This is a genomic window from Nocardia sp. CA-290969 (assembly GCF_050936135.1).
Classification (GTDB): domain Bacteria; phylum Actinomycetota; class Actinomycetes; order Mycobacteriales; family Mycobacteriaceae; genus Nocardia.
Window position 1 is genome coordinate 5,836,689 of the sequence record NZ_JBNJNJ010000001.1, and the last position, 12,236, is coordinate 5,848,924.

Genomic DNA, 12,236 nt, shown 5'->3' on the forward strand with positions numbered 1-12,236 from the left:
TCACACAGCCGAACAGCACGCCGGAGGACCGACCCGGTCCGCGAAATCATCGCGGCCTGTCGGGTGCCGGTTTCGTGGACGTAAGACCGCGTGCCCGGTGACCCCTCATCCGTCACCGGGCAACCGGCCGATCAGCCCTGTCCCGACCAGGCGTTCTGCAGATTCTTCAGCGTGTCGGCGTCGAGTCCCGACGCCGCCATCGGGGCGAGATGCTGCTGTTCGCCGGCCCCCGGTTCGCCGTCCGGCGCAGAGGGATTCGCGATGATCTCGTCCACGGCAGCGGCGAGATCGGCGATGGTGAAGTACTCGAACAGCAACTGCGGGGCCAGCGGCAGGCCCGCCTCGCCGGCGCGCGCGGCGAGCTGGATGGCGATCACGCTGTCGCCGCCGAGCGCGAAGAAACCGTCTTCGCGGCCGACCTCGTCGATTTCGAGGAGTTCGGCGAGCAGGGTCGCGATGGTTCGCTCGGTCTCGGTGAGCAGGGTGCCGCCACCCAGGACGGCGGGCTCGATCGGATCTTCGTGGCGCACCACCACGCGGCCGGTGTCCCAGCCGTCGGGCAGCACCCGCAGTTCGCTCACCGGACGGTCGGGCTCGGTGGCGAAACATTCCACCACCCGCGCCAGTACATCGGCGAACACCGCACCGGTTTCCGGCTCGTAGAGGTCGGTGTTCACCACGACGCGGGTGGTGAGGTCGCCGTCGGTTTCCACGGTGTAGTCGAAGTGGATATCCATGAACGACACTTCGTAGTGCTTGGCGATACTGGTCACCGTGGTCGAACCGTCGGCCGTGAAATCGGCGGCCGGCGGCCGGTTCCGGAAGTGCATGACCACCTGGAACAGCGGGTTGCGTGCCAGGGTGCGCGGCGGATTGATCGTTTCCACCAGCCGGTCGAAGGGGACGCCCTGGCGGGTGATCGCGTCCAGCGCCGCGTCGCGGACCCGGGAAAGCACCTCGCGAGGGGTCGGTTCGCCCGACAGATCGTTGCGCAGCACCACCATATTCGCGAACAAGCCGATCATCCGGTCGGTCTGCTCGTCGAGCCGGTTGGCCACCGCCGCACCGATCGGCAGATCGTTCCCGGCGCCGAGCGCGTGCAGGGTGACCGCGCTCATCGCCTGGCAGAGCATGAAATCGGTGGCCCCGGCGGCTTCCGCCTGCTGCCGGGCACCCAGCCAGGTGGCGGCCGGTAGGCGCCGGGTCGCGCTCACGCCGTGCCGGGCGAGTACCGCCGGACGGGGACGGTCGTGCGCGACCGCGATCTCGTCCGGCATACCGTCCAGCGCGGTGCACCAGTAGTCCAGCAGTTCCTGGCCGTAGGCGCTCACCGCGCCGTGCCCGGGCGCGCGGTCGAAGATCTCCCGCTGCCAGATCGCGAAATCGGCGAACTGGATCTCCAGTTCGGGCCAGTCCGGTGCCGTCCCGCGCAGCCGCGCCCGGTAGGCCGCGGTGAGATCGTCGACGAAGATTTCACAGGATTGGCGGTCGGCGATGATGTGATGCATCAGGATCGACAGCACATGGGTCTGTTCGCCGAGCACCAGCAGCCGCACCCGCAGTTGGATCTCGGTCGCCAGATCGAACACGTAGGCCGCGTCCTCGGCCAGCTCCCGTTCCAGGTGTTCGGCCGGGTCCGCGCCGCCCTCGCGCAGATCCACCACCGGCATCGGCACCGGGGCAGGCAAAGCGATGTGCTGGTACGGGGTGCCTTCGTGCTCGGGAAAGGTGGTGCGCAGGGAATCGTGCCGGGTGGCCACATCGGTGATCGCGGCCCGCAGTGCCTCGATATCGAGCGGACCGTCGAACCGCACCGGGTAGGTGACGTTCTCGCCGTCGATGGCGCCTTCCATCCGGCGCTGTAACCAGTACATGCGCTGGGAGTAGTTGAGCGGGATCCGCTCGGGAGGGTCACGGCGTACCAGCGCGGGGCGGGCCGCCGGCCCGGTGGCCGGGTTCGCCGAAGCCGAATCACTGTCCGGCTCGTCGAATTCGGCCATATCGTCGATATCGATACCGAATTCCTTCAGGAATTTCGCGCCGATATACGCCGCCAGCCCGCTGACGGTCGGGGTGTCGAACGGCACCCGCATATCGAGTTCGAGGCCGAATTCCGCGCGGATCATGGAGATCAGGCGCGCGGCGAGCAGGGAATGCCCGCCCAGCGCGAAGAACGAATCGTCGGCGCCGATCCCGGCCCGGTCGAACAGGCGGCCGTAGAGTTCGGCGATCCGGCGTTCGGTAGGTGTGCGCGGCTCCCGGTACTCTCCGGCCACGGCCAGTTCCGGGGCGGGCAGGGCGCGCCGGTCGAGTTTGCCGTGGGTGGTGAGCGGGATCTGGTCGATCACCGTGTAGGCGGCCGGGATCATGTACTCGGGTAACCGTGCGGCCACCCGGGCACGCAGCGCGTCCAGATCCAGGTCCGTGCCGGGCACAGGTACCGGGTAGGCGGCCAGGATCTGCCCCAGCGAAGGATGTTCGGTGACCACGACAACGGCGTGCGCCACATCCGGATGATTGCTGATCGCGGCCTCGACCTCGCCGAGTTCGATCCGGTGGCCACGCACCTTGACCTGCTCGTCGGTGCGCCCGATGAATTCGATCATGCCGTCGGGGCCGCGCCGGCCCAGATCACCGGTGCGGTAGAGGCGTTGCCCGGACCGGAACGGATCGGCGACGAACCGTTCGGCGCTCAGGCCGGCCCGATTCAGGTAACCGCGGGCGAGCTGATCACCGCCGAGGTAGATCTCGCCGACCACACCGTTGGGCACGAGTTGCAGCGCGTCGTCCAGCAGATACAGGTGGACATTCCGGTTCGGCATCCCGATCGGGACGATGCCGGTGCCCTGCGGACCCTCGACCGGCATATGGGTGGAACACACCACGGCCTCGGTCGGGCCGTAATGGTTGCGCAGTTGCGCGTCGAACCGGGCGGTGAACCGGTCGGCCACCTCACCCGGCAGCGCCTCGCCGCCCACCGGCATATGCCGTAGCGCGGTCCAGTTGTTGATCTCGGGGAGCAGCAGGAAGGTGGCGAGCATGGACGGCACCATGTGCAGCACCGAGACGCCGCGCCGGGTGACCAGATCGGCCACGTACGGAATATCGCGGTAGGCATTGGGTTTCGGGATCACCACGCACGCGCCCACGTACTGGGTCACGAAGATATCCATCAGCGAGGCGTCGAAACTCACCGAGGTGGATTGCAGCACCCTGTCCTCGGGGGTCAGTTCCCATTCGGCCGCGAAGCTGGCCAGGTGGTCGGCTATGGCCGCGTGCGGGACCGGAACACCCTTGGGCTGCCCGGTGGAACCGGAGGTGTAGATGACGTAGGCGATGTTCCCGGGGCGCAGAGGCGCCGGCCGGTCGGCATCGGCCGGGTTCGTCTCGGGCAGGTTCGCGGCGGCGGCGACCGCCGCGGCATAGCTGCTCTCGGTGAACCGGATCCGCGGCCGGGCATCGTCGAGCAGATAGTCGATGCGCTCGGCCGGATATCCGGGGTCGATGGGCAGATAGGCCGCACCGGATTTGAGGATCGCCCAGACCGCGACGACGAAATCCACCGAGGTGGCCAGCCCCACCGCGACGATGTCCTCCGGGCCCACACCGCCCGCGAGCAACCAGTGCGCCAGCCGGTTCGCGCGGGCGTTGAGCTCGGCGTAGGTCAGCTCGACCTCGTCGGAGACCACCGCGAGCGCGGCGGGTGTCGCCGCGACCCGCGCTTCGAGTTGCGCCACCATCGTGGTGGGCGCGCTCGCGGCGAGCGGGCCGTGCGAGGCCGCGAGGACGGCGGCGCGGTCGGCGCCCAGGATATCGATCTCGGACAACCGGCGATCGGGCGTGGCCAGCACACTGCCGAGCAGCTGGATGTAGTGGTCGAGCAGTTGGTCGACGGTGCGCTGGTCGAGCGCGTCCACCAGGTAGGTCGCCTCGACCCGGATGCCCGAATCGCCCGCCACGATCATCAGGCCCAGTTCCTCCTGCGCCACCGCGCTGGCGAGCGGGAGCTCCGTGGCCTGCACGCCGGGCAGGTCGAAACCGTCGACGGCGCCCCGCATTCCGAAGCTGAGCTGCACGATCTGCGCCAGCCCGTCGCGGCCGGCCACCCGATCGGGCCCGACCGCACGCACCACCTGTTCGATGCCCAGTCCTTGATGGGCGAACGCACCGGTGGTGGTCGCGACGGTGGATTCGAGCACGTCGGTGAAGTTCGCGTCGCGCTCGGAGGTGGCGCGGATCATCACCGTATTGCCGAAGTATCCGAGCAGCGCCGCGGCGCCCCGGCCGGAACGGTTCGTCACCGGCACCGAGATCAGGAAATCGGTGGCCGCGGTGTAGCGCCGGATCAGCGCCTGAAAACCGGCCAGCAGCACCATGAAGGGGGTCGCCGAGTATTCGCGTCCCACCGCGCCGACGCGCTCCATCAGGTCGGCCGGTAGCGGGCGTACCCGCGTTTCGGCGGCGCGGCTGTATCCCGCGGACGCGGACCGGCCCGGTAGTTCGAGGCGGCTCGGCAGCGGAGTCAGCACACCGCGCCAGTAGTCGAGATCGGCGGCGTCGGTTTCGGCGGCCCGGGTGCGCGCGGCGGCGATATCGGCGTACTGAACCGTCGGCTCGGGCAGATCCGCACCCCGGTAGGCCGCGTTGACCTCGGTGAAGAACACCGGCCAGGAATCGTCGTCCCAGCCGATGTGGTGCACGGTCAGGATCAGTACATGCTCGGTGGCCCCGGTGCGGACCAGGCTCGCGCGCAGCGGCGAATCCTGAGTGAGGTCGAAGGGCCGGGCGAATTCCCGGCGGGCCAGCACCTCCACCCGCCGCTCCCGGCCGCTCTGCGGTGACTCGGTGAGATCGTGTTCCTGCCAGGACAGTTCGGCGTCGGTCCGGGACATCTGGTACGGCTCGCCCGTCTCGTCGACGTGATACGTGGTCCGCAGGATTTCGTGCCGTGCGACCAGCGTGGCGAACGCGGCCCGCAGGCGGGCGGCGTCCAGTTCACCGCTGAGCCGGTAGGCGACACAGATGTTGAGCGTCGTATCGTCCGGGTCCAGCCGCTGGACGAACCACATGCGGCGCTGGGCGTCCGACAGCGGGCTCGGGTCCGTACCGCGCCGCGCCGGTATCGCCGGCTCGGCGGCGGTGATCGCCTGTTCCTCGAGCCGCTGCCGCAGTAGTTGTTTACGGCGCTCGAGAATATCGTCTGCCATGGCTTTCCTTCGGAATCGCTGCGTGGGTGGAGGTTCGGGGATCAGGCGCCGACCGAGTCGGCGGCGCGCAGGTCGACCGGTCCGAGCGCGCGGATCAGCGCCGCTGTCGCGTCCTGCCAGATCTCGGTCAGCCGGTCGATATCGGTTTCGGTGAATACGGCCTCGCTCCAGCGCAGCAGCGTCACCAGCTGCGGACCGTCCGGGGTGGGCCCGATCCCGGCGAGCACGTCCAGGGCGCAGCGCAGGCCGAAATCGGGTTCCGGTGCCAGCGGCAGATGTTCGACCAGCCCGCCCTCGGTTACCGGCGTCCACGCGGTACCGGAGCCGGTCATATCGACACGGCCGAGGTAGTCGAAGAGGATCTGCGGCGCGGGCGCGGCGGCGAGGCCGGGGTCCTCGGCGAGGTATCGCAGGACCCCGTAGTCCAGCCCGTTGTTCGGGATGGCGGCGACCTCGGCCGCCACCGCGTCCAGCAGCGCCCGGACCTTGCCCGGCTCCCGCCCGGCCGTCGCGAGATCCACCGGTTCGGCACCGGCGCCGAAGCGCGCCGGGAACATACTGGTGAACCAGCCGACCGTATGGGACGTATCGATATCGGGGCCGAGGACGGCGTCCTCGCGGCCGTGCGCTTCCATCGCCACGTACGCGCCACCCGCCGGGGCCTGACCGCGTTCGGCCCGCCAGGTCGTCAGCGTCACGACCAGGGTCGCCAGCAGGAATTCGCGCACCCCGGTCACGGCGGCGGGGCTTTCCAGCAGTGCGGTGGTGATCGTGGGCGAGGTGTTCACCCGGCGCGCCCGGTAGGACCCCCAGCCGTCCGCGGCCGGGTCGGGGCGGCGGCTGCCCAGTACGGGATCGGGCAGGGCCGCTTGCCGGTACCAGTAGTCGCGCTGGGCCAGTACCTCCGGGAGTGATGCGCGCGCCCGCAGGGCGGCGGCGTATTCGCGGTAGCCGGTGTGTTCGACCGGTGGGCGCAGCGCCGGGACCCGGTCCCGGGCGGCCGGGGCGGCGGTGAGCTCGGCCCAGCTCGCGGCGAGGTCGGCGCTGATCACATACCAGGAGACGGGATCCACCGCGAGATGGTGGATGGTGAGCAGGAGCAGATCGGGTGCCTGCGCTCGGGTGATGCGGGTAGCGCGGACCAGTTCGCCGGCGGGCGGGTCGAGCAATTCGGCCTCGGCCTGCGCCCGGGCCGCCACCGTCGCGGGTAGGTCGGCACCACCGGTGACGGTGGTGAGGAGGTCGGCCGCGGCCACCACACCCGGCTCCCGGGTGTACAACTCGTAGCCGGTGGCGGTTTCGGTGAACCGGGCGCGCAGCAGATCATGGCCGTCCAGCACGGCCTGGAGCACGGCGCGCAGCTGCTCGTCGGTGATTTCCGCGGGCAGCTCGAGCAGCGTGCTCAACGAGAAGCGCCGGTAGCTGCCGTATTCGTGCATCCAGGACAGGATCGGTACCGCGCCGACCGCGCCGTATTCGGCCGCCCCGGCCCGGGTCTCGCCGGTATCGCCCGCATCGATGCGTTCGGCCAGCTCGGCGATCGTGCCCGAGCTCAGGATCAGCCGCGGTGTCGTGCCGATGCCCACCCGGCGCAACCCGTTCACCAGGGACAGGGCGACGATGCTGTCGAGGCCGAGTTCGAACAGATCACTGTCCACACCCGGTTCCGCGCCACCGGTCAGTTCGGCGACCACGGCGCAGATCGCACGCTCGGTCTCGGTACGCGGCGCACCGCTGCCGTCTCCGGCGAAACTCGCGGCGGCCAGCGATTCCAACCTGCGCATATCGAGTTTGCCGTTCCCGGTCAACGGCAGCACATCCAGCGCGAGCACCCGCTGCGGCACCATATAGGCGGGCAGGTCGCGGCCGAGTTGTGCACGCAGACCGTCGGTCCGGAAGTCCGGTCCGGCACCGGCGACGAATCCGATCAGCACGGGGCCACTCGGCCGGCGGTACGGCAACACCGCGGCCGCGTGCACCCCGGGCAGCGCCGCCAGCGCGGTTTCGATCTCACCGAGTTCGATGCGGTAGCCGCGGATCTTCACCTGGCCGTCCGCCCGGCCGATATAGGCGAGTTCACCGGTGGCCGTCCGGCGCACCAGATCCCCCGTGCGGTACATGCGCGCGCCGGGCCGTAACGGGTCGGCGACGAAACGTTCCGCGGTCCCGGCTGGCCGGCCGATGTACCCGCGGGCCAGTTGCGCGCCCGAGAGATACAGCTCGCCGATCACTCCGCCGGGCACCGTCCGCAGCCGGGAGTCGAGGACGTAACCGGCGGTGCCGGTGGTGGGCAGCCCGATCACCGGCCCCGCCGTCGCGCCGGTGACGGCGGCGACCACTGCTTCCACGGTGGTCTCGGTGGGCCCGTAGCAGTTGTGCACCGCGGTCCCGGACAGTGCGGCCAGTTCCCGCCACAGCGGCGCCCCGATCGCCTCACCGCCCAGTGCCAGCACCGCCAGCGGGACATTCCCGTGCTCATCGATCAAGCCGGCGGCCGCGAGCTGCGCGAACATCGAAGGCGTCGTATCGATCATGTCCAGCTCGAACCGCCGGATCCCGTCGGCCAACTGCTCGGCATCGCGCATCTCCGCGGCACCGAACAGGTGGACGGCATGGCCGTCGAACAGTCCGATCAGCGGTTGCCAGGACGCGTCGAAACTCAGCGACCACGCGTGCGCGATCCGCAGCGGGCGGCCCAGCCGGGTCGTGGCCGGCCGGTAGACGCGGTCCCGGTGGTCGGCGAAATAGGCGGCCAAAGCCCGGTGGGTGCCCACCACACCCTTGGGCTCCCCGGTCGACCCCGAGGTGAAGATCAGGTACGCGCGCTGGTCCGGATGGGCCGGTACCGGGAAAACCGCGTCCCCCGGCTCGGTGGCCGCGACCGCGGCCATATCCAGGACAACCGGTAGCGCGGAAACGTCATCCAGTGCGCGTACCTCGGCACCGGTCAGGATCACGCGCGGTTCGGCCTGACGCAGAATCGATTCGATCCGGGCGGCCGGCAGCTCGATATCGATCGGTACATATGCGGCCCCGGCGGCGAGCACCCCCAGCACCGCGATCACCGAATCCGCCGACCGCGGCAGGGCCAGCGCGACCACATCTTCCGCACCGATCCCGCGCGCGGCCAGCGCCGCCGCCACCCGGTGCGCGGCAGCGGCCAGTTCACGGTAGGTGAACCGCCGGTCCGCGGTGCTCAGGGCGAGGGCATCGGGAGTCTCCCGGACCTGGCGGGCGAAGAGCTCGGCAACACCCATCCCCACGACATCGGCGGCGGGTTCGGCCGGCGGCCGCGGTTGTTCGCCGGGCAGCAGCACCGCCAGCGCATCCGGGCCGGCGGTCCCGATATCGGGTAGCTGCCGCAGCACCCGCGCCAGCCGATCGGGCAGTTCGGCGGGCGCGAGCTGATCCAGCAGGGCGGGTACGGCCTCGACCCCGAGCGAGAGTTCACCGTCGAGCAGATAGGACACCACGGCCAGGGGATAGTGGGTGAGGCCCTGTGATTCGAGCACCGTGCATTCGGTGCCGTCGGCCAGCGTGATCGGTCGCAGCAGATCGCCCACCGGCACGTTCTCGAAAACGAACAGCGTGTCGAACAACCCGCCCCGCCCCGCTGCGCGCTGGATCGCGGACAGACTGAGATATCCGGCGTCGCGCATGGCGACCGACTCGCGCTGGATGCGGCGGCACGCGGCGACCACCTCGTCCGATCCGTCCGGGGCATCGAGCCGGACGCGGACGGGAATCGTGTTGATGAACAACCCGATCATCGTCTCCACCCCGGTCAGCTCGTCCGGGCGGCCGGAGACCGTGGTACCGAACACCACATCGCGCCGGTCGGTCAGCCGGCCCAGCAGTACCGACCACGCGTACTGCACCGCGGTGTTCAGGGTGAGTCCGTTACGCCCCGCCCACGTCCGTAATCGGTCGGTATCGGCCGCGGACAGCTTCCGCACGTGCACATCCGGGACGATCGTGTTGATCGCGGAATCCGCGCGCTCCCCCAGGATCAGCGGTTCGGCGCCGGCCAGGTACTCGGTCCAGCTACGCAGATCGGCCGCGGTGTCGCGGGCGGCGAGCCAGCCTATGTAATCCCGGTACGGGCGGGGCGCGGGCAGTTCCGCGACGGACCCCCCGGCCTGGTAGATCGCGTACATCTCGCGGAAGAACACCCCCACCGACCAGCCGTCCATCAGCAGATGGTGGGCGGTCAGGATCATCCGGTGGGTGCCGTCGGTCATGGTTACGAACACCACGCGCAGGGCGGGCCCGCGGGCCAGATCGAATCCGGTGCGCGCCTCCGATTCGGCCAGCGCCTGGTATTCGCGCGGGTCGGCGGTGCGCTCGAACCAGGGCAGTTCCACCGCGTTCGGCACGATCTGCACGGGTTTGGGCAGGTCTCGATCCCAGAAGGCGGCCCTGAGGTTGGGGTGGCGACGCAGGATCGCCTCGATACTGCGCCGCAGGAGTTGCCCGTCGACCGGTCCGGTCAGTTGGACGGCGAACTGCATGGTGTAGAGATCGCCCGGGCCGGCCAGCCGGGCCAGCGAGAACAGGCCCTCCTGGAGCGGACTGAGCGCGAGCACATCCTCGATCCCGGGTACCGGATCACCCTTGGCCGAAGGGGTTTGCGTCTTCTCCGACATTGAAGGCGACTCCTCAGCCGTTGTCCTGGACCTCGATCTCGCGCAGGTCCCCTCACGCTAGCGACTTAGGTTAGCCTATGCAAAACCTGGATGTCAGCAGTTCCTCCACGCCTCGCGACTGCGGCACCGACTTCCTACTATCAAGGCTATATAAATTAAGGTAGCCTTGCCTAACTCTTCGGCGCCGGACATAGCGACCGCGCTGCCTTCCGGCTCCCGACGAGATGTACCCGCCCCGCCTGCACCGAGCGAGCGGACTATGTGGAGGAGGATCCATGCCACCCGGACCGCGTGGGCTCAGGCAATTTCACAAGCCGAGTTCCCCTGGAAAACCACCGCTGCTGGTATTTCCGCACGCCGGCGCGGGCGCCTCCGCCTACCGCGCGCTGTCGCGGGCCTTCAGCAACCACTACGAAGTCCACGTTTTCCAATACCCCGGCCGCCAGGACCGGATCCACGAACCTGCCCCGGCGACCCTGCCCGAATTCGCGGCGGGCGCCTTCGCGGAATTCCGTGATTCGGACCGTTTCCGCGGTGTACCCATCACGACATTCGGCCACAGTATGGGCGCTGTCGTCTCGTTCGAATTCGTCCGGCTCGCCGAAGCCGCGGGCACCCGCGTCACCCGCGCCTATATCTCCGCGGCGGTCGCCCCCTATCTCGCGGAAACCAAAGAGCCCGCGCCCAAGGACGACGAAGCCCTGCTCGACCACCTCACCCGGCTCGAAGGCACCACCGGGGATGTGATGACCAATCGCGACCTCATGCGGATGACGCTGCCCGTCGTCAAACAGGACCATCTCGCCTCCGAGAAATATTCCTGCGGACGCGATATCCGTATCCAGGCACCGATCCACGCCATCGGCGGCGACAACGACCCCATCGTCACCCTCGCCGAACTCAACGGCTGGCGCGAACACAGCGCCGCGGTCGAGATCACCGTTTTCGAAGGCGGTCATTTCTACCTGAACGACCACGTCGACGAATTGGCCGAATTACTCACGCCCAGAGCGTGATCCACTCATCAGCACGAGGATCAGCATGATGTCGACGGCCGCCACGGACCGCGATCATATTGTCATTTCCGGAATGGCCGTGGAGGCCCCCGGCGGAATCGAAACACTCGGTTCTTTCTGGTCCGCCCTGGCGGACGCACGCGAATTGATCGGCCCTTTTCCCCGCGACCGCGGCTGGCCGATCGAGGAATTGCTGTCCCTCGGCGACCTCGAGGGCTGGGGACAGGTGAGCGACGCGGGCGGATTCCTCGACCGCGCAATGGAATTCGACCCGTCCTTTTTCGGGATGTCCCAGCGGGAGGCGCTGGCCTCCGACCCGCAGCAGCGGGTGGGGCTGCGGGTCGCCTGGCGCGCCCTGGAGAACGCCGGGGTGAATCCCGGTGAACTCGCCGGTGCGGATGCCGGGGTGTATATCGGCGCCTCGCCCATGGAATACGGGCCGAGCGCCAGCGAGATCAACGATCAGAACGGATTCCGGACGGTCGGCTACGGCCAGTTGGGGGTGGCCGGGCGGATATCGCACGCGCTGGGGTTGCTCGGTCCGTCGATGTGCATCGATTCGGCCTGCGCCTCGTCACTGGTGGCCCTGCATCTGGCCGTCTCCGCACTGCGTATGGGCGAATGCGAGTGGGCCGTCGCGGGCGCGGTCTGCGTGATGAGTTCCCCGCGCGGTTTCTTCGAATTCGCCAAGAACGGCGCGCTCGCCCCGGACGGGCACTGCCGGGCGTATTCCGAGGATGCCGCCGGGACACTCTGGGGTGAGGGCGCGGTCGCACTGCTCGTCGAACCCGAATCGCGGGCCCGGCGCCTGGGCCACCCGGTATACGGGCGCGTACTGGGCAGCTACACAAACCACAACGGCAAGGGGCGCCCGATCCTGGTGCCCCGCGCGGAAGCCCAGGAGAAACTGGTGCGGCGCACCGTCGAACTCGCCGGAGTGGACCCGGCCGATATCGGCATGGTCGAAGGGCACGGCACCGCCACCCGTGCCGGTGACGTCGCCGAACTCACCGCGCTGCAGAACACCTACGGCGCCGCGGGCGGTGATCCCGTGCTGGGGTCGGTGAAATCCAATGCGGGCCATGCCCAGGCGGCGGCGGGGATGCTCGGGCTGGCCAAACTCCTGCTGGCCGGGCAGCGCGGCGAGATCCCGCCCACCCTCTACGCGGACAACCCCACCACCAAGGTCGACTGGAATCGGTCGTCCCTGCGGCTGGCCACCACCGCGCAACCCTGGGAACCGAAGAACGACATCCGCTACGGCGCCGTCTCGTCGTTCGGCGCGGGCGGCGCCAATGCCCACGCCATCATCGCCATACCCGCGGATGAGGAGTACGACAATTTCTGAGTACCAGCTCCCCGACGGG

At 69.2% G+C, this 12,236-nt stretch carries 4 protein-coding genes; 2 read left to right on the forward strand and 2 right to left on the reverse strand.

Features of this window, described 5'->3' with window-relative positions; genetic code table 11:
- Nucleotides 1-131: 131 nt before the first annotated feature.
- Both ACQEVO_RS26600 and ACQEVO_RS26605 read right to left on the reverse strand, forming a co-directional pair.
- Complete coding sequence (locus ACQEVO_RS26600) at nucleotides 132-5,207, reverse strand: amino acid adenylation domain-containing protein (protein WP_432918542.1); 5,076 nt, start codon at nucleotides 5,205-5,207, stop codon at nucleotides 132-134.
- Nucleotides 5,208-5,248: 41 nt separating this feature from the next.
- The gene (locus ACQEVO_RS26605) at nucleotides 5,249-9,853 is read right to left on the reverse strand and encodes an amino acid adenylation domain-containing protein (protein WP_432918545.1); all 4,605 of its coding nucleotides are present in this window, start codon (nucleotides 9,851-9,853) and stop codon (nucleotides 5,249-5,251) included.
- 275 nt (nucleotides 9,854-10,128) lie between these two features.
- Between ACQEVO_RS26605 and ACQEVO_RS26610 the strand changes: the two genes are divergently transcribed.
- A complete protein-coding gene (locus ACQEVO_RS26610; protein ID WP_432918548.1) occupies nucleotides 10,129-10,869 on the forward strand; it encodes a thioesterase II family protein in 741 nt (246 codons plus the stop codon).
- Nucleotides 10,870-10,897: 28 nt separating this feature from the next.
- A complete protein-coding gene (locus ACQEVO_RS26615; RefSeq protein WP_432923014.1) occupies nucleotides 10,898-12,217 on the forward strand; it encodes a polyketide synthase in 1,320 nt (439 codons plus the stop codon).
- Nucleotides 12,218-12,236: the final 19 nt, after the last annotated feature.

Excerpts from the sequence above, each read along its gene's own strand:
- ACQEVO_RS26615 (WP_432923014.1), top strand. The coding sequence starts at position 10,898 with ATGTCGACGGCCGCCACGGACCGCGATCATATTGTCATTTCCGGAATG.
- ACQEVO_RS26605 (WP_432918545.1), bottom strand. The coding sequence starts at position 9,853 with ATGTCGGAGAAGACGCAAACCCCTTCGGCCAAGGGTGATCCGGTACCC.
- ACQEVO_RS26610 (WP_432918548.1), top strand. The coding sequence starts at position 10,129 with ATGCCACCCGGACCGCGTGGGCTCAGGCAATTTCACAAGCCGAGTTCC.
- ACQEVO_RS26600 (WP_432918542.1), bottom strand. The coding sequence starts at position 5,207 with ATGGCAGACGATATTCTCGAGCGCCGTAAACAACTACTGCGGCAGCGG.